This is a genomic window from Flavobacterium sp. (genome assembly GCF_031411595.1).
Classification (GTDB): Bacteria; Bacteroidota; Bacteroidia; order Flavobacteriales; family Flavobacteriaceae; genus Flavobacterium.
The window spans coordinates 222,428-241,528 of record NZ_JANOBI010000035.1; the positions used below are offsets into that span (position 1 = coordinate 222,428).

The 19,101-nt window shown below is 37.1% G+C and carries 19 protein-coding genes; 7 read left to right on the forward strand and 12 right to left on the reverse strand.

The genetic code is table 11. The annotated features are described in order from the left end of the window. Positions 1-2: 2 nt before the first annotated feature. Positions 3-563, forward strand: a complete 561-nt coding sequence (locus RMO03_RS08765; protein ID WP_309641721.1) for a GNAT family protein — start codon at positions 3-5, stop codon at positions 561-563. Between the two features lies 1 nt (position 564). Here the strand turns inward: RMO03_RS08765 and RMO03_RS08770 are convergent, their stop codons facing one another. From RMO03_RS08770 to RMO03_RS08785, 4 genes are all read right to left on the reverse strand, one after another. Continuing rightward, positions 565-789 (reverse strand): VF530 family protein, encoded by a 225-nt coding sequence (locus tag RMO03_RS08770; RefSeq protein ID WP_309641722.1) that lies wholly within the window; start codon positions 787-789, stop codon positions 565-567. Positions 790-791: 2 nt separating this feature from the next. Beyond that, positions 792-2,219, reverse strand: coding sequence for a di-heme oxidoredictase family protein (locus RMO03_RS08775; RefSeq protein WP_309641723.1), 1,428 nt, complete (start codon positions 2,217-2,219; stop codon positions 792-794). Between the two features lie 116 nt (positions 2,220-2,335). Further along, positions 2,336-3,412 carry an imelysin family protein gene (locus RMO03_RS08780; protein ID WP_309641724.1) on the reverse strand — a complete coding sequence of 359 codons (1,077 nt, stop codon included), beginning with the start codon at positions 3,410-3,412 and terminating at the stop codon, positions 2,336-2,338. A gap of 17 nt (positions 3,413-3,429) precedes the next feature. Next, positions 3,430-4,776, reverse strand: coding sequence for an autotransporter outer membrane beta-barrel domain-containing protein (locus tag RMO03_RS08785; RefSeq protein WP_309641725.1), 1,347 nt, complete (start codon positions 4,774-4,776; stop codon positions 3,430-3,432). A gap of 211 nt (positions 4,777-4,987) precedes the next feature. On the opposite strand from RMO03_RS08785, the gene RMO03_RS08790 reads away from it, so the two are divergent. Further along, complete coding sequence (locus RMO03_RS08790) at positions 4,988-5,341, forward strand: hypothetical protein (protein WP_309641726.1); 354 nt, start codon at positions 4,988-4,990, stop codon at positions 5,339-5,341. On the opposite strand, the gene RMO03_RS08795 is transcribed toward RMO03_RS08790, so the two are convergent. The 3 genes from RMO03_RS08795 to RMO03_RS08805 all read right to left on the reverse strand — a co-directional run bounded on the left by RMO03_RS08795 (position 5,342) and on the right by RMO03_RS08805 (position 10,210). Continuing rightward, the gene (locus RMO03_RS08795) at positions 5,342-7,630 is read right to left on the reverse strand and encodes a hypothetical protein (protein WP_309641727.1); all 2,289 of its coding nucleotides are present in this window, start codon (positions 7,628-7,630) and stop codon (positions 5,342-5,344) included. Beyond that, the gene (locus tag RMO03_RS08800; protein ID WP_309641728.1) at positions 7,590-8,630 is read right to left on the reverse strand and encodes a hypothetical protein; all 1,041 of its coding nucleotides are present in this window, start codon (positions 8,628-8,630) and stop codon (positions 7,590-7,592) included. Before RMO03_RS08800 ends, RMO03_RS08795 begins: the two co-directional genes overlap by 41 nt. Positions 8,631-8,752: 122 nt before the next feature. Further along, positions 8,753-10,210 carry an aminoacyl-histidine dipeptidase gene (locus tag RMO03_RS08805; protein WP_309641729.1) on the reverse strand — a complete coding sequence of 486 codons (1,458 nt, stop codon included), beginning with the start codon at positions 10,208-10,210 and terminating at the stop codon, positions 8,753-8,755. 147 nt (positions 10,211-10,357) lie between these two features. Here RMO03_RS08805 and RMO03_RS08810 point away from each other — a divergent pair, with 147 nt between their 5' ends. Together RMO03_RS08810 and RMO03_RS08815 are read left to right on the forward strand one after the other, a co-directional pair. Further along, positions 10,358-11,419, forward strand: a complete 1,062-nt coding sequence (locus RMO03_RS08810) for a DUF3810 domain-containing protein (protein WP_309641730.1) — start codon at positions 10,358-10,360, stop codon at positions 11,417-11,419. Between the two features lie 98 nt (positions 11,420-11,517). Next, positions 11,518-12,204, forward strand: a complete 687-nt coding sequence (locus RMO03_RS08815) for a hypothetical protein (RefSeq protein WP_309641731.1) — start codon at positions 11,518-11,520, stop codon at positions 12,202-12,204. 64 nt (positions 12,205-12,268) lie between these two features. Here RMO03_RS08815 and RMO03_RS08820 read toward each other — a convergent pair whose 3' ends face one another. Beyond that, positions 12,269-13,144, reverse strand: coding sequence for a YitT family protein (locus RMO03_RS08820; protein ID WP_309641732.1), 876 nt, complete (start codon positions 13,142-13,144; stop codon positions 12,269-12,271). Positions 13,145-13,152: 8 nt separating this feature from the next. Next, positions 13,153-14,454 carry an NAD(P)/FAD-dependent oxidoreductase gene (locus RMO03_RS08825; RefSeq protein WP_309641733.1) on the reverse strand — a complete coding sequence of 434 codons (1,302 nt, stop codon included), beginning with the start codon at positions 14,452-14,454 and terminating at the stop codon, positions 13,153-13,155. A gap of 323 nt (positions 14,455-14,777) precedes the next feature. On the opposite strand from RMO03_RS08825, the gene RMO03_RS08830 reads away from it, so the two are divergent. Further along, positions 14,778-15,272 carry a sigma-70 family RNA polymerase sigma factor gene (locus RMO03_RS08830; RefSeq protein WP_309641734.1) on the forward strand — a complete coding sequence of 165 codons (495 nt, stop codon included), beginning with the start codon at positions 14,778-14,780 and terminating at the stop codon, positions 15,270-15,272. A gap of 4 nt (positions 15,273-15,276) precedes the next feature. Next, positions 15,277-15,918 (forward strand): hypothetical protein, encoded by a 642-nt coding sequence (locus RMO03_RS08835; protein WP_309641735.1) that lies wholly within the window; start codon positions 15,277-15,279, stop codon positions 15,916-15,918. Positions 15,919-15,932: 14 nt separating this feature from the next. Here the strand turns inward: RMO03_RS08835 and RMO03_RS08840 are convergent, their stop codons facing one another. Continuing rightward, entirely contained in the window at positions 15,933-16,742 is an 810-nt protein-coding gene (locus RMO03_RS08840; protein ID WP_309641736.1) for a lysophospholipid acyltransferase family protein, read from the reverse strand. A 52-nt stretch (positions 16,743-16,794) separates the two neighbouring features. After that, positions 16,795-17,433: a CoA pyrophosphatase gene (locus tag RMO03_RS08845; RefSeq protein ID WP_309641737.1), complete on the reverse strand. Its 639-nt coding sequence runs from the start codon at positions 17,431-17,433 to the stop codon at positions 16,795-16,797. Between the two features lie 113 nt (positions 17,434-17,546). Here RMO03_RS08845 and RMO03_RS08850 point away from each other — a divergent pair, with 113 nt between their 5' ends. After that, positions 17,547-17,981, forward strand: a complete 435-nt coding sequence (locus tag RMO03_RS08850) for a DUF4268 domain-containing protein (protein WP_309641738.1) — start codon at positions 17,547-17,549, stop codon at positions 17,979-17,981. 264 nt (positions 17,982-18,245) lie between these two features. Here RMO03_RS08850 and RMO03_RS08855 read toward each other — a convergent pair whose 3' ends face one another. Beyond that, entirely contained in the window at positions 18,246-18,938 is a 693-nt protein-coding gene (locus RMO03_RS08855; RefSeq protein ID WP_309641739.1) for a fibrobacter succinogenes major paralogous domain-containing protein, read from the reverse strand. Positions 18,939-19,101: the final 163 nt, after the last annotated feature.

Below are 19,101 nucleotides of genomic sequence, written 5' to 3' on the forward strand. Positions count from 1 at the left end.
CCATGCTTACTATTAATTTCAATCCTTTTCCCGATATAGAAACGCCGCGTTTGTTGTTGCGCCGTTTGGATAAAAATGACGCTGAACAAATTATAGTAATTCGAGGCGATGCGGAAAACATGCGATTTATTCCACGTCCGCTAGTCACCAATATCGAACAAGCGCTCGAACATTATGCTATGATTGATGCTAAAATTGTAAGCAACGAAGGCATCAATTGGGCGATTACGCTCAAAGGAAATCCAAAACTACTTGGGATTATTGGCCATTATCGCATTCAACCGGAACATTATCGTTCGGAAATTGGGTATATGTTGGCGCCTGAATTTCACGGAAAAGGCATCGTAACAGAAGCCATTCATGCTGCACTAATTTATGGTTTTGAAGTGATGAATCTGCATTCTGTTGAAGCTATCATTGATCCTGACAACATTGCTTCAGAAAGGGTTTTGCAAAAAAATGGCTTTGTAAAAGAAGCGCATATTCTTGAAAACGAATACTTCGATGGGAAATTTATAGATACGGTTATCTATTCGTTGTTGAAGCGCAATTTCAAAAAGTAAATTATTGAGGAAACTTGGGTAATGTTTCAATATACAACTGCTCGACTTTCTGACGCGCCCAATTGGTTTTTCTTAGAAAAGTCAGACTTGATTTCACACTTGGATTATCCGTAAAGCATTTAATTTTAATGAGTTCACCCAAAGTATCGAAACCATAAAATGCAACCAATTGCTCTAGGATTTTTTGCAGTGACATTCCGTGAAGTGGGTCTTTTAATGGATTCATTATTATAATGAATTGATAAATGTCAATAAGTCGTTTCTGTCTTTTACGGAAAGTTGCTTGAATTTATTTTTAGCATTTAGTGCTTCACCACCATGCCACAAAATAGCTTCTGTGATATTTCTGGCTCTACCGTCATGAAGGAAATTGGTGTGTCCATTAATCACTTGCGTAAGTCCAATGCCCCACAGCGGACGGGTTTTCCACTCGTTTCCTGTGGCTAGAAAATCGGGTCTATTATCTGCTAAATCTTCTCCCATATCATGTAAAAGCAAGTCGGTGTATGGAAAAATGGTTTGATTGGCAAGTGCTGTAATCGAGTGAAATCCTGTTTGTTGTTTTGGTGTATGGCATTTGGAACAGTCGATTTGTTCGAATATTCTGGCACCATTTTTAACCGATTGATTGGTAATATTTCTGGGTGCAGGAACACCTAATGTTCTGCAATAAAACGCTACTTGATCTAGAATAGCATTTGAAATTTCTGGATCATCATTCAACCCATCTTGACCATTAAATTGGTTAGCCCCAGTTTCGTTTGGGAAAACATAATTGGTAACACCCATATCATCGACATAAGCTCCGGCACATTGAACCAAAACATTTGGCGCACCGGCTTTCCAACCAAAACGACCTATTGCCAATTGGTTTGCTATCGGATCCCATACATAATTTGCCTTTCCTGAAATCTGATCATTATTGTTGTCATTTATATCTTGCAAAGCCAACAAATTATTTTCAGGAATGGCTTCCAATAATCCTAACCCAAAAACAGGTGTTGCTATTCTGGGCGACAACATTCCATCTGCGGGAAATGCCATATAAGTTTCAAATAAAGTAATGATTGGTTTTCTCAGTGTCACGGTTGTTCCGTCGGCAAGTATTTCGTTTTTAGTTTCAAAAGTAACTTGATAACGTGCTTCTGGCAGAGTACCAAAAACTGCTTGATTTTGAATTTGAGTCCCAAAACCTGGAACTGGATTTGGACCACCATGGTCATCAGTTCCTGAAACGCTTGAGCGCAGAAGCAAACCGCTTAGGTTTAAAAAATTCGTAGGAAAAGCTGCTCTACCATCTTTTGGATGACAAGAAACACAAGAAGTATTGTTGAAAATACTTCCCAAACCGTTATTCACTTGAGCCGGAGCCGTAACGAATGCCTGCTCGAATTGGGCATCACCTTCGAGATGTATGGCTAAATCTGATCCAAAGATATTGGCTGCCGGGTTTCTGTATGCAGTACTGTTTTCGGCAAATATTGTAGTATCACCACCAGCATACAATCGCTCAGAAAGATCAATACCAATATATTCTTCTTCTTCTTCGTTATTACTGCACGAAAATGTTATTGCGGATAGTAGTATTAGAAAAGGAATTTTTTTGAATATCATGACATTATTTAAGTGTAAATAAAAAGTGAATTTCTGTTTCATCTTTTTAATTTTTAATTACGAATTGACTCCCTTAATTCGAGGTTAAAATATTTTTTCGAATGTAAGTTTTAAAATAATTGTTTTTACTTGAAAACTCTTACTATTGGATTGAAATTTTATAAATTCGAAATCAAAGGTTTTAAACTACTATCCAATAGAAGCTGCAGCTCACCTACTTTTACTTGTGCGTTTTGAACCGCAGGTCTGTTATTGGAAATTGCCGTTGTGAATGTACCCGGAATGTTTTCAATAGCCGTAATGGCTTCAGCAATTTTGGCTTTGATTGTGGCATCTAAAGTTGGATTTGATAAAACTACAACATCGGTCAAACCTTTATGGTCGACTCCATCATAATCTCCCAAATAAATATTTTGAATGCTTCTGATATTATTAGCAAAATCAAGTTTAGAATTATTGCTAAAACGTGACTCTTCGGCTTCCGGCATCGCTGAACCAGCATTACCATTGAGTGGTGTTTCGATTTTACCATTGGCTACTTCATCGGAAATTGTGATAATTCCATCAACCAATTCTAAAAGAGCGGTTTTTTGAGAAGTATAAAATAAATTCCCCGATTGACCTGCAGTAATAAAATTATTAGCAAAATTACCTTGAGAAGCAACCCATCCGTTGTATAACTGTTGTGTTTTTGATTTTAGATTTTGTGTAGCTGCGGTCAAGAACTCAATTTCTCTTGCGGTTAATTCAGCTGCAGTTTTATTGCCATCTAAACCCCAAACAAAATACTCGATTGTATGAAAACCTCTTGCTTCGTTGTTGTTCTCTAACAAACTCGAGGTAATAGCACTACCACTATTTAAGATATTATTGATATCGTTTACATTCACTGGCCAAGAATCGATTGCAGGATCAATGCCTTCAGTATCTACAGGGCCATATAAAAAGCCTTCTGATTTTTCCCATGGTGCACGTGTCGCCATCCATGCATTTTTTACGGCTGTCAATTCGGCTTCATCACCAATTGTCAAATTGGCTACTGCAGTTACTAAGGTAGCCGCATTATCATTCATATTCTTGTATGTTTCGGTAATGACATCAACCGATGAATTGGTTAAAACCTGAGTGTATAAGGCTGTGTTTGGATCTGCTTCTTCTGATGAATTGTTACTACAAGAGACTAAAATGGTAGCAGATAAAAATAAAAACGAGATCGTAAAAATGCTATTTTTCATAATATATTAATTTGATTTTAAAATTCGAAACCTATTCCAATAGACCATGTATTTTCCATTTGTTTTTTTCCTGTATATTCTAATGTTGATAAATCATAATTTTGAGAACCCAATCTGCGGCTTGAATATTGGGCTTTTATGATGACTTCTTGCGAAATAAACCAATTGAAACCACCAGTAATAACGCTACGTTCCCATCTCGGATTGTCGATAATACTGCCTTCAACATCATGCATAGAATCGTAGTAGTCATATCGCATAAACGGATACAACATGTTTCTGATTTTAGGGTTAAAAAGATGCAAAATGTCGTAACCAATTTCTGTAGAAAAACCTACTGCGTTTTTACCAACCGGTGTTCTTTTAACGCCCAACTCATTCGATAGCGATGCGTTTCTGACTGATACTATATTAGAATTTTCAAGGTTGCCATAAATTCCGGTGGCGTAAATTCGCAGTGGAAATTCGTTGTAAGTAAAATGCCCTTCAATCATAGTCACATAAGCCGTTTCTTTGATATCATCCTTCGGGCGATTGGCAGCCGAATCACCTATATAAGTTGAAAGTCCAACATAAGTATGTTTGTTTTTACCAAATTTATAATCGAGTCGCAACATCGTAGCAAATGATTCGGCGGTTACCATTTCGAAACGCTCTTGATGCCCATCGCGAATCCATCCACGGGAATTGAAACCAGAAGAATCTAAACCATTGACTATTGTAAAATAATAATGGAATTTTTTGGCAAAAGTTCCGTAGAACGAAATTCCGTTTTCATACCAACCTAAAGGTGTTAGTTCGTTTTCCATTTCTTGACGGTGCGTTGTAAAATATTCATCCGGATCATCTAATGATTGCGCCAAATTGAACAATAATTTTATCCTTCCAGCTTTGATATTGAAATAGGGTTTGATTGCAAAATCGACATAAATTTGTTCGAGTTTTACGCTTCCACCTTTTTCTATTTCTTGTTCAAACTCACCAAATTCTTGTTGATTATCGAAACCCACATTCGATCCGGTTCCGCCATGTTCGAATTCTATTTCAGAACGAAAAGCAATCCAATCTTTGAATTGATATTCGGGATATATATTCAATCGCTCGGCGTCAATTTTATTTTTAATATTCGGATCGGTATCATAATCGTAATTGTAATAATTTATGGCAGCATATCCGTGCAATGAAAATTTATCCAAATCAATATTCGTTTTTTTCGAGTCGATTTTTGCTTCATTTTGAAATTCTTTTCTAAGTTCTTCCTTGATTTCAGATTTGAGCTTTTGAAGTAAACTATCATCAACCGTTTGTGCTCGTAAACTAACTGTAAGCAGTATAAATAGTAGTGTGTAAAAAGTAATTTTCATCGTGTAAATAATTATGATGCGAAAGTACTTTATTATTTATATTCAATCCAAATAAAAATATAATTATTTTTATTAAATCTTAATAAGATTGATTTTTGGTTGTTTTAAAAATTGGCAATAAACTTTTTGAATTGATTATTTTGTGAAGTAACATCTATATTATTTTGACTAACTTCGCTTAGGCTTTAATTAACACAACATAATATCCATCATGATGAAACTATTTTTATTGATTTTAATATCGACGTTCTTTTATTCGATGCAACAAGAAAACCCTAAACTAAACGGCAATTACCGAATCGTATTCGAAAAGAAATATGAACAACAAACGTTCAAAATAGAATTGAAAGACAGTATTTTCAAAAAAATCATGCCTGATGCCGTGATGTATAAAGGAAAAATCAAATACGAAAAGTTCAGAGCGCTTCTTCGATATGGTAAAGACGACAACCCTATTGAAATCGACAACCGTGAATTTAATAAAGATACTATGAAATTTGCAATCAAAAGCAACATCGACATCTCGAAAACCACCGCTCGTGGCTTGCTTATTAAAATCAAATAACTATCGTCTTGCTTTGAAATAAGCCTCTAAATTATAACAGTTTGACAAGTCGGCATAATAATCCGGATAGGCTGCTTTGAGTTTCTCAAAATCATTCGGGTAATTCGATTTCGCAAAATCAATCATTCGCAAACACAACGCATCGAATTGTTGCGTTTTCGAGTTTTCAGAAGCCAATTGATAGTATTCCATCGCTTTCAATTTCATGCGATATTCCCTTTCATCGATGTAGGATTCGTTTTCGTAACCTTCATAATAACCTGAGCTGCTTTTATAACGCCGCATCATCCATGAGTTCCCTTCATAAGACATATTGAAGTAACAATTCGCCACCAAAAAATAATAATAATCCCGGTCTTTTGTTTTGCGATCATTGGCGAGATTCAGAAACTTCACTAAATGTTCGGTAACAGATAATTTAGTGACTATGAATTTTTCTTTATGCTCAATAAATTCTTCCGTATGCTTTAAAGTATAAAATGGGTTTTGATCGAAAGCATAATACTCGCTATATTGGTCTCGTTCCCAAGCATTATAATTGTTCATCCAATACGCAGCGCCTAGCGACCGGAATGTTTTCAAAGCAGCCGTCAATCTGTTTTCTCGAATGTATTTTGTTCCGAGCAAATCTTTGAGATAATCTTGATCTTCGAGTAATTTCTTATAAAGTATCTTTTTAAAATCAGAATCAAGATGGGTATCTAATTTAGAAACAATGCGTTGCAATTCATCTGCACTGTATACAAAATCTAAATAATCAAAATAAGTATAGAAATAATCGAAATTGCCCGAAGTTTTCAATCGGTTGCCACGCCATTCCACATCGTCTCCATCATAACCTTCTGAATACGTGTTTTCTAACAATGAAAACAAAGCTACGCCTTCCGTGAGATTCCCATTAAACTCTAATTCTCTACCCAAAGCGAATAGAAACCGATTGTCTTTGATGTATTTTAAAATGATAGGTTTGATTTCATCTTTGATGATCGCCTTTCCATATTCTTGATTCGCGGTGATGCAAATGGCTTTTATTTTTTCAATTTCAATAGCAATTTTTTGGTTTGGATACTGTTTTTCAAATTGATTGATTTTAGCCATACAATCCGGATAACTTTTGGTAATAAACAATAACTGAATCTCCGCTGCTTTCCATAAAGCAACATTTTTAACTTTAGAAAAATCGACTGAATTCAAAAAAGTCAAAACTTCTTGAGCGTAAATCCGGTCTTTTTCAGAACGTGCTCTCAAGGTTATTGTATTTATTTTAGATTGCAAATCATCATTCCAATAATAACCGAGTTGCTCAACGGAAGGCAAATAATTCGTGTAATATGGCGTGTAAACCCAATCTTCGATCTTATTGATTTCTCTCAAAAGCAAAAAATCCAATATTCTCGAATTGGGATCATTCGCATAAATGGCTTTAAGATAATCGAGGTTTTTACCGACTTTTTGAACAGAAGCAAACGCATAAACATTCGCAATTTCTTCTTTACTTTTCGCTGCTGTCAAAGCCAATGGAAGATTAAATCCTTCATGAAAATAATAGTAGGAAGCATACGTTTTTTCTGGACAATTCGCCATCAGATTCGCCACATCAATCATTTTGGATGCGCCATTTTTGAAAAAGCATTCAAAATACAAACTCCAATAATACAAATAGTCTTTGGGTCCGTTTTGGAATTGTTGGGTAAAAATGGATTGGATTGTTTTTGAATCATTCAAATAAAAGGCAGCACGAACCACTTGGAAAGCATACTTTCTTTTTAGACTTTGATTCTTTTCTGATGCATAAGCTTTTAAAAGTGCTGTGAAAATTTCTTTGTTTTTGAGGTCAAGATTTACAGCTTCGCGTTCCCATGGATTTGAATCTGTCAATGTGTTGATGACTTCACATCGTTTGGCAAAAATTAGATATTGAATAACCTCTAGCTTTTTGTTTTGATAGAGATAGCTTAAAAATTCGTTTTTACTATCGGGATTGATATCAGTAATTTTTAATTCATTATTGAACTGTACAATCGATTCAATAGACACATGTTTCCCCGTAAAATGATACCAATCGAGAATATTCGCTTCGTAATAAACCGCTTCGTTTTGAGATTTCATATCATAATCAAATCCCCATAAATTGGCATTATAGTAAAATGCATAATAATCTGCATAGCTAAAATAGTCAGGTCGAAACAGACAATATCGGATATCTTCACCATAAGGCTGATAACCACATGCTGATGATTGACTAAAACTACTTAGTAAAAGAATCGTAGAAATTAGATATTTCCTCATTTTTATATTGATTAAATGTGCCATAATCGATGTGAAATAATGTGATGGTCGTGTTTTTATCTAAAGCAACATTCTTTTTGATGAGCGCAATCGCCTTGTTGATCGTTTCGGTGGAAACTTCCTCACACTTAAACTGGTCTCCGATTCTGTAATAATCCCGATATCCGAATGTAGTATCTTTAGTGACTTCATACCACATCGGTTTTATAGGCTTTGTAAAACTGGCAACATCGGCGCTACTCAAATCGATTAATCCGGCAAATTGATTGTCATGATACAATTGTGTCCAATAAAAAACGGGTAATGCGATATCCAAATGCAACGGATAACTTCGCTTTTGATCTAAATATGATTTCAATTCATCATAATCAAGAATCGAATTTTTGTCCTTATTAGTCAATGGTTTGATCAAATTATAACACATCAAAGTAGCTTTGTCGACTGGTGGAACGCCCATAATATTGGGGTATTTATATGGATACAATCGCAACGTGCAACTGATTTGTTTTTTCGACAATTCTTTAATTTTTTTAAGCAGATAAAAATATTGATCCTTGGTCGATTTTGTCCAATCACAATCAATTTGAATTTCATTTTCAATTGCGACTTTTTCAAGCTTCTCATGGTTGTATTTATTAACGAGAAATACAATATTGTCCGCCAATTGATCCAAATCTTTTTCTTGATTGAATTGGAAAATTTCGTTTTTAATAAATATCGTTGGAACAATTTTTAAATCTATAAAATTGTCAACACTATAACTATCAATATTGGTTTTATCATAAGGAAAATTGCCCATGGTTTCGCTGTAATCTACTTCAAAATACTTAACATATAGCTTAGTGACACCTGCTTTGTCTAATCCTTTACGGGTATTGGAATCAAACGAACCGTCACTCTTCCAATAATAAAAAGCGCGTTCAACATGCGCTACTTTGTTATCATTCTTACAAGAAAAAAGGAACACGGTCAGCATTCCTAAAAGCAATATTTTTTTCATTGAAATGTTATTTTTCGTTACAACGGAAATTCGTAATAAAATTATATGTTTTATAAAATATTCCATAAAAAAACCCGCTTATTTCTAAACGAGTTCTTATATTATTTGATTACTATTGACTATTAGTTTTTTAATGGAATACTGGCTAAAATCTCGATCACAAATTTCCAAAATTTCTGTGATGATTTAATGCTGGCTCTTTCATCTGGTGAATGCGCTCCATGAATCGTTGGCCCGAAAGAAATCATATCCATTCCTGGATAATTTGTTCCTAAAATACCACATTCTAATCCCGCGTGACAAGCTACTACTTTTGGTTTTTCACCATTTTGTTTTTCATAAATAGAAACCAAAATATCTAAAATTTCAGATTTTACATTGGGTGTCCAACCTGGATAGCTTCCTCCAAAAGTGACTTCACAACCAAACAATTCATACGCAGAACGCAGCGCGTTGGCCAAATCCATTTTAGAAGTTTCTACTGAAGAACGCGTTAGATTTTGAATTGAAATTTCACCGTCTTTTACAATCACACGAGCAATATTATTTGACGTTTCCACCAAATCTTCCATATCGGCAGACATTCTGTAAACGCCATTGTGAGCAGCATAAATCGAACGCAACAAACCTTCTTGAACACCCAATTCCATGATTTTTTTAGGCAAATCAGATTTAGTGATTTCTATAGTTAAGTTGGGTTCGGTCGTTTTAAATTCGGTTTTGATATCACCGATGATTTCCTGCATGTCGAAAACATAAACTTCATCATACATCGACGCAATAATGACTTTGGCAACACTTTCCCGTGGAATCGCATTGCGCAAACTGCCACCATTGATTTCAGCCACTTGCAAACCGAAATTTTCAAATCCGTCGAACAACAAACGGTTCATGATTTTATTGGCATTGCCCAATCCTTTATGGATATCCATTCCCGAATGCCCACCGTTTAAGCCTTTTACAGTAATTGTATAACCTACCGAACCATCAGGCGTATCTTCTTCGTGGTAACTTCTCGTTGCCGTAACATCGATGCCACCGGCGCAACCGATATCAATTTCATCGTCTTCTTCAGTGTCCATATTGAGCAGAATTTCTCCTTTGAGAATACCGCCTTTGAGATTCAACGCACCAGTCATTCCAGTTTCTTCATCAATCGTAAATAACGCATCAATCGCAGGATGCGGAATGTCTTTGCTTTCAAGAATCGCCATCATCATCGCTACTCCTAGCCCATTATCTGCACCTAAAGTTGTACCGCGAGCACGAACCCAATCGCCATCAACATACATGTCGATACCTTGTTTGTCGAAGTCGAAATTGGTATCGGCATTTTTCTGATGCACCATATCCAAATGGCCTTGCAAGACAATCGTTTTGCGGTTTTCCATTCCTGGCGTTGCAGGTTTGCGGATGATAACATTGCGGATGTCGTCTTCAAAAGTTTCGAGTCCGAGATTTTTTCCGAAGTCTTTCATGAATTCGATTACACGATCTTCTTTTTTTGATGGACGAGGCACGGCGTTTAAGTCGGCAAATTTATTCCAAAGTGCTTTGGGTTCTAGGTTTCTGATTTCCATTTTTTAAGTTTCTGAGTTGCTAAGTTTCTAAGTACCTGAGTTTTTAAGTGCTCAGTAACTTAGTTACTCAGTCACTCAGCAACTCAGGCAGCCAAAGTTACAAAGTTTATGTGCTTTTTCGATATATTTACATTCAAAATTAAAGCTGTGCAACGCAAGTATATTCTTCCCGTTTTTCTATTGATTCAAGTGATTGTCTTGCAGATCATTTCGTTTTTTTCTGAATTTGTCGAGACATTTTACAGCAAAGGCTTTTATGTTTGGATATCACATTTTTGGCGCATCGCATTAGGAAACATAGTCTTCTCAGTTGGTGATTGTATTTATGGAATTGTCATTTTCTTATTGTTGCGTTGGATTTGGATTAAAAGAAAAACCTGGAAACAAGGCAGAAAAGATAACTTTTTACAACTGCTGAGTTTCTTTTCTGTTTTTTACTTTTTGTTTTACGTGTCATGGGCTACCAATTATTACCGTGTTCCGTTGTTTGATAAAATGAATATTCAACGAGACTATTCTGACGATGATTTATTGAAATTCACTACAATTCTCATCGCTAAAACCAATGCGATTCAATATCAAATTGCCAAGAATAAAAACACAAAAATTGATTTTCCATATTCGCAGGAACAAGTCTTTCAAATGAATTTGAATGGCTACGAACATTTGGCGCAGCAATACCCGTATTTGAAATATGAACATGAAAGCATCAAGAAATCGCTTTTTAGTTTGCCGCTTACTTATATGGGATTTGCCGGTTATTTGAATCCGTTTACGAATGAAGCTCAGGTGAATGATATGCTGCCGATGTATACTTTCCCGACTACATCAACCCATGAAATGGCGCATCAATTGGGTTATGCGAGTGAAAGCGAATGCAACTTTATTGGGTTTTTAGCGTCGACAAAAAATGATGATTTGTATTTTCAATATTCGGGTTACGCTTTTGCTTTGCGGTATTGCTTGCACAATTGGGAAGTTCGAAATCCTAAAACTTTAGAACAGCTATTGAAAACCGTCAATCCCGGAATTCTAAAAAACTATCAGGAAAGCGAAGATTTTTGGAAGCAATACGAGACTTTTATAGAAACCGGCTTCAAGATTTTTTACGACCACTTTTTAAAATTCAACCAGCAAAAAGATGGTTTGGAAAGCTATAGTAAGTTTGTGAATTTGATGGTGAATTATTATCAGGATAAGCCTTTATAGTAACGCAAATTTGATTGAATCTGGCGAATTTATTTTAATATCTTTAACAATACTTGTTTATAAGTGTCGTTGTATTAGGAATTTAAAAACCCAATACAATGAAAATCAACTTCAAACAAACCACTCCTTTTTTATTTTTGATGGCGATTACAGCAAGTTCCTGTACCAGCAATTCCGATTCGGAACCTGAACCATTACCTGATTTTTTCAATTTGAATATTGGAAATGAATGGGTTTATAAAGAATACCGCAATAGCCTGCAAGACCTGTCGACATTAACTTTTTCGGGGAAAATTGACAGCATTAAGGTAGAATCGGTTGTGATAATTGATGGCCTTGCATTTTCTAAGTTACACCATAAAACAGTAAATCCAAGTGGAAGTTTGAGTTCATCGTACGAGTACCTTAGAGTTGACGAGTCAGGACATCTCGTGGGCAATAATCCCTACATGTTCTTAATTGAGGATCCTGCGTCTGCCAATGAACTCAACATTATTAGGCATCCCGGTGACGACACAGACTATCAAAACACTAGTGTTCGTGAAACCGGTACTTCTTTTTCGAGCCTGTATCCTTCAGCAGACATTATGGTTGAAGGAAACCATTATACTGTTTCACCGTTTGTTCTTGAATATACTTCACCCGAAGGCACAATCCCGGTAATTAATAAATCTGTTGAAACGGATTACCAAAGACAACTTGGTTTGGTAAAGAAAACGAATGCTTATGTGGCCAGTCCTTTTCTCTGGGAAGACCGATTGGTTTCGTACCATATTGTTAATTAAAAAAGTTTAACACGGATTTTACAGATTAGCACAGATTAATCCGTGATAATCTGTGAAATCCGTGTTAGTATTTCAATCCGCGTTTGGGCACCATACCGCCTTTCGTATCACGAACACTGCTAATAATCACAAAAGCATTTTCATCCACTTTTTCGATTTCGGATTTAAGCCGGTTGAGTTCTAATCGTGTGACGACTGTGTAAACGATTTCTACATTGCCACTTTCACCGGTTTTTCCATAACCGCTTTTTCCTTTGTAAGTGGTTACGCCGTGTCCGAGCACTTCAATAATAAGTTTTTTGATTTCTTCGCTTTTGGACGAAACGATTGTCACACCCATATATTCCTCAATTCCATCAATGATGAAGTCGAGTGTTTTGGAAGCAGCTAAATACGTTATCATCGAATAGAGTGCTACTTCAATCGATAGAAAATAAGCGGCTGCCGAGAATATCACCACATTGATTACAATGATGATATCGCCAATGGTGGTTCCGAACTTTCTGCTTAAATAAATTGCCAATACTTCTGTGCCATCGATTACTGCGCCTCCTCTAACCGACAATCCAATTCCGGCACCGAGAAAGAAACCGCCAAAAACCGCTACGAGTAAATTGTCATCGGTGACGTTCGGAAACGTAACGGTTGCCACGACCAACGCCAATCCTAAAATCGCCAGTGAGGTTTTGATGGCGAATGCTTTTCCAATGATGTTGTAGCCTAAAATGATGAATGGAATGTTGATCGTGACAATTAAAATATACAGTGGAATTGGTGTTAATATGGATACCAATAACGAAATTCCTGTTGCACCGCCATCGATGAAATGATTGGTCAGCAGAAACCCTTTGAATCCAAATGCTGCGGAGAAAATTCCCGAAGTGATGAGGATGAAGTCTTTGATGTGTCTTGTTATTTTTGTTTTCTCGTTGTGCTTCATAGCTTTTTTTAAACTTCATCTGTTGTGAATGTTGTAAAACTTTTCTTTTTATAAGGGCGAATAATCAATCGGCCTTCACGGTCGAAACGGATGTAATTGTAAACCCAATTTAGGAAAACAACCGCTTTGTTTTTGAAACCGATTAATGAAAACAAATGCACAAACATCCAGACAAACCAAGCGAAAACGCCACTGAATTGGTAATGCGGTAAATCGACTACGGCTTTGTTTCTTCCTATGGTTGCCATCGAGCCTTTGTCGCGGTATTCGAACGGTTTCATTTTCTGGTTGTTGATTTTTTTGATGATGTTTTCGCCTAATAAGTCACCTTGTTGCATAGCTGGTTGTGCCATCATTGGGTGACCGTTTGGGTAGTTTTTGGTTTCCATGGAAGCGATATCGCCGAGTGCAAAAATATTGTCATAACCCACGACTTGGTTGAACTCATTGACGCGGATGCGATTCCCTTTTGCGAATGAATCAGGTTTGATTCCCGGAATCGCAGCGCCTTGAACGCCAGCGGTCCAGATTACTGTGGCTGTATCGAAAGTTAAGTTGGTGTTGGTGGTGATTACTTTGCCATCGTAACTTAGCACACGTACGTTTTTGTGTACCGTTACACCCAATTCCGTTAAGAATTTTTCGGCTTCATTCGAAGCATTATCGCTCATGGTATTCAGAATTCTTTCGTCGCTTTGGATTAAGTTGATTTGCATGTTGGCGATGTTGAGATCGGGGTAATCTTTTTGCAGAATGGCGTTTTTCATTTCGGCTAATGCACCTGCGAGCTCTACACCTGTTGGTCCACCGCCTACAAGACAGAAATTCATGAAAGCGTTGCGTTCCGTTTCGTCAGTAACCAATAATGCTTGTTCGAAATTTTCTAGAATTAGGCTTCGAATGTTGAGCGATTGTGGAATGGTTTTCATCGACATGCTGTTGCGTTCGATTTCTTTGTTGCCGAAGAAGTTCGTTTTGGAACCGTTGGCGAGCACTAGATAATCGTAATGCAATTCTCCGATATCGGATTTGACGATTTGGTTTTGGGTATCGATTTCGTTGACACGGCTTAGGCGGAAATAGAAATCGGGAAATTCCTGAATAATTTTCCGAATGGGATACGCTATGGAACCGGCTTCGAGTCCACCCGTGGCGACTTGGTATAGTAACGGCTGAAACGTGTGGTAGTTGTGTTTGTCGATGAGGACGACTTGTACGTTTTTATTTTTTAGTTTTTTGGCTAGTGATATTCCGGCGAAACCGCCGCCTATTATTATGATTCTGGGGAGATTGGTAGTTGGGATGTTCATTTTGAGTTGCTGAGTTGCTGAGTGCCTGAGCTGCTAAGCATGTGAGCTACTAAGATACGGCTTTTTGGGGTTTGTTGCAAAGGTGCGGAGACACAAAGTTTTGGTAAAGTTGTGGTGGTTCCTTCGCTACGCTCGGAATGACGGGGTTATTATGAAGACATAAATTTCAACACTTAGCCCCGATAGCACCTTTTGTTCTGGGGTTCAGAACAAAAGATTTAGCGGATAGCGGGACTACTCCTGAATTGGAAAACAGTGGTTGTGCTCCTAATAAAAAATAAGTACATTGTAACAAAATTAGGCAACGGTTTACTAACGCAGTTATGAGTCAAGATTTAGAGCAATCTTTTGTCAAGCAATTGAAGGAAAATCAGAATATCATCCACAAGATTTGTCGGTTGTATACTTCTGGTGAGGACGCGCATAAGGATTTGTTTCAGGAAATTACGATACAGTTGTGGAAAGCGTTTCCAAAGTTTCGTGGGGAGAGCAAATTTTCTACTTGGGCGTATCGGGTGGCTTTGAATACTGCGATTACTTTGTATCGGAAGAGCACGCGATCTATTGCTACTTCGTCTTTTGACACTACCAATCATTTTATCAAGCAGGAAGAATATAATTACGAGGAAGAAGAGCAGATTAAATTGATGTATCAGGCGGTGTATCAGCTCAATGATATTGAGAAGGCGCTTGTATTTATGTATCTTGAAGACAAGGATTATGAGGAAATATCGGAAACATTAGGAATCAGTCAAGTGAATGCCAGAGTGAAGATGAACAGAATTAAAACAAAATTGAGAAAAATATTAAATCCCTAGGTTTATGGAAGAGTTAGAAGTATTGAAAAAAGCTTGGAAAAAAGAGGAACGCTCTTTTGATCAGGTTTCGGAAAAAGATATTTTGGGCATGTTGCATCAGAAATCTTCATCGATAGTGAAGTGGATTTTGATTATCAGCATTGTAGAATTTGCGTTTTGGAATGTGATTTCGTTCGTATTCAGCGATGATCAATACCAAGCCAAATTGAAAGCTTATGGCATTGAGGACGTGATGTTGGTGGTGAATGTGATTAATTATATTGTGGTGGTTGGCTTTATTTATGTGTTTTATAAAAACTATAAATCGATTTCGACTTTAGATTCTACTAGCAAATTGATGCAGAGTATTGTGAGCACACGCCGCACGGTGCAAAATTATATTTGGTATAATTTATTTATCATTACGTTGACGATTGTGATTTCGATTGTGATGATGTTTTCGCACAATCCGGAGATGATTTCGTTGATGAATAAGCAAGTCGCCGAAGGACATGAGTCGGTATTCATTTGTTTTTGCGTGGTGATTTCGTTAGTCTTTATTGCAGCGATTATTGGACTGTTTTGGTTGTTTTATAAATTGCTGTATGGGATTTTGCTTAAGAAATTGTTTGCTAATTATAAGGAATTGAAGAAGATTGAGCTTTAGAAAAAATTAAATAATTAAACTTTCCACTGCCGCAATTGATTCAATTCTTCCTGCGCTTCAATTTCTTCTGCCGGGATTACTTTTAAAAATGATGGATGCTGTTCGATGGCATATTCTACTTTCTCTACGATTTGTTCGATGGTGTCGTTTTCATAATCAATCTCAAGTGGTTCTTTGATGATGAATGATTGCAGGATACCTTTCTTTTTGAGGCGCAATCCTTTTTTATCGAACGAGCGTCGGAAACCGTCAATAACGATTGGAACTACGATGGGTTTGTGTTGTTTGATGATGTGCGCGGTTCCTTTGCGTACCGGCTTAAACGATTTGGTGGTGCCTTGCGGGAATGTGATTACCCAACCGTCTTCCAATGCAATTCTGATATTTTCTGTATCGTTTGGATTGACTTCACGTTTCTCGGTAACATCTTTTCCTCCGGCGCGCCAGGTTCTTTCTACGGATATCGCACCGACATACGACAAGATTCTTGGTAACAAACCGGATTTCATCGTTTCACTTGCGGCTACATAATAAATATTCATTTTCGGTTGCCACAAATAACCAATGTTTTTAATGTTGTCTTCTCGTCCACTCAAACTCGCGTTAAACACATGAAACATTGCCACTACATCGGCGAAATACGTTTGATGATTCGAAATAAACAATACGTTTTTATCGGGTAAAGCTTTGATAATTTCAGAGCCGTCAATATGCAAATCATTGAAACCACGATAGCGTTTGTGTGTCATCGCTCCGAAGATTCGGATGAGCCATTTTTTGATGAAAAGTATATGTCCAAAAGGGTTTCTTTTGAATAATCCCATAGCAATTTTGATTTGAAAAGTAAGCCGGCTAATTTACAAATTTAGCTACTATTTAAAGTACCTTTTTGAGGGTTTCTTTCAATTCACTGAGCATCATGGCGGTAGCACCCCAAACATAATGCTCTTGAATTTTAAACGCCGGAACATCAATTGATTTCGAATAAGCAGTATCCATGCGTTGGCTGACGACGTTGTTTTCATCTAAGAAATGAAGCAAAGGTAATTCGATAATTCCGGCGACTTCTTCGGGATCGGGGTTGAAGGAAAGTTCATTTTGACTCAACCCTAAAAACGGATACACCATAAAATTACTCGGTGGAATATAGACTTCACTAAAAGCGCGAACGACTTGAATTTGATCCGGAATAATGCCTATTTCTTCGTGCGTTTCCCGTAATGCAGTGTGTGTAAGGGTTTCGTCTTCCAATTCTACTTTACCGCCGGGAAAAGCAATTTGAGAAGAATGTACTCCTGGATAAGTATTGCGTTGTATTAACACCAAATGTGTTTGCGAATCTTTGGGATAAAACAACATCATGACTGCGGCTTTTCTGGGATTTTTAGCTTCAAGGTCGAGATCTTTCATTATCTGTTTCCGCTCTGGTGGCGTCATGATATTATGCGCTGCTTCGGCGGGAAGTGGTTCACGCTCTAGTTTCGGAATACAGTATAGAAAGTCTTGAAAATCCATAACAAAGCGTATTTTTGTGCATTGAAAATAGCAACGGTGTTTTACGAATTTACGAAAATTCAATGCGTATCAAAAAACATTGGGATAAAATTCACAGCCACAAAAAGCGAAACATGTATTCTAAACAAGAAAATCAACGACTTAAGCAAGAATTCTGGATAACCTTTGCCGAGCAATATCCACGCAAATGGGTGTTGTATGATACTAAGATTAAGGATTTCTCTTTTAAGTTTTTTGTAGATAATACGAAGGCTCAAGTGAGTATTGAGATTGAACATCGCAATGAGGAAAAGCGCCTCGCCTATTTCGATAAGATTGTTGCTTTGAAAAATATTTTGGAAGACGAATTCATCAAAGATTTAGTCTATCAAAAAAACCACACGCTCGAAAGCGGAAAAACCATTAGTAAAATTTGGGTAGAACAATTAGGAATTACCGTCAGCAATCGTGCTTATTGGAATACCATTTTCGATTTCTTCTTTGAAAAAATGAATGCTTTGGAAATGTTTTATTTGGAGTATGATGAATTCATCAAAGATATTGAATAGCCTTTGGGCGTGCCGGCGCGCGAACGTCATTGCGAATATCGCGAAGCAATCTGCGCCGTCGGGCTATACGCTACAATCTTTTGCGGCGAACACCGCCACAAAAGGATAACCGCTCCTATCCCTCACGTGAACTTTTGCGGTTCTTTGTACCTTCGCGTGTTTGTAGTACTAATAACGCTGTAAAAACAAAAAAGCCCTCAAACTATAATGAAGGCTTTTCGAATTGTATAATGTAATAAATCTTTTTATCCAAGCGTTAAGTCTTTAATCCTTAATGCAACGCACCGATGCAAGCCCCCTCGAATCAAATATCTGTGTGTTAAGAACACCACTGTTGTAAAGCACGTTACGCGTATAAAAGTTTCCATTAACCGATACCTCAGTCGAAGTCCACCAACGAGCTACGCTGCCGATGTTGGAGAATGTTATTTGAAGACCTGGACCTGCTGCCCTATCGACTTGACCCCCAGGAAGAGCCTTAAAACCACTGCTGTTGCTTGCAGCCGTATTAGGGCTTTGCCATAATGTGGTCGATTTTATCTTACCTCCCGCCACATTTTGTCCTCCTAAATAATTTTCCAAAATAGTCCATTCCGCATTACTAGGAATATGCCAACCTACTGGTGCTAATCCACGAGATATTGCAGCCCGATCATATAACTTGCCATAAATAGCGCCCATAGCTGGGTCGTTGTTGTAATCTTTACAAACATGGTCAGTTTGACCACCAGGACCGTTTAATAAAATTATTGGGTCGCCATTTCTATAATGAGTTACATCTAAGTTTCTAGTCATCCAAATTTGCGTTCCAATTTGCACTTGAGTTGGTATACTTACTGGTGGCAACGATTGTCTTGAAGCTACTTGGTTTTCAGTTTTGGTTTCTTCGTTAGAGCACGAGGCTAAACCTATAAGTAAAAATAAGATTGATGCTATTGAGAAATAGTATTTTTTCATGGCAATGTTTTTATAAACTTTTATAAAAGTAAGAATTATAATTACAAACGCAACTTGCTATTTTTCCCTTTGTGCCTTAGCGTCTTTGCGAGCAAAAAAACTAAAACTTCCTAAAAACAAAAAACCCGTTGTTTTCACAACGGGTTTTTCTTAAAAAAGGCGA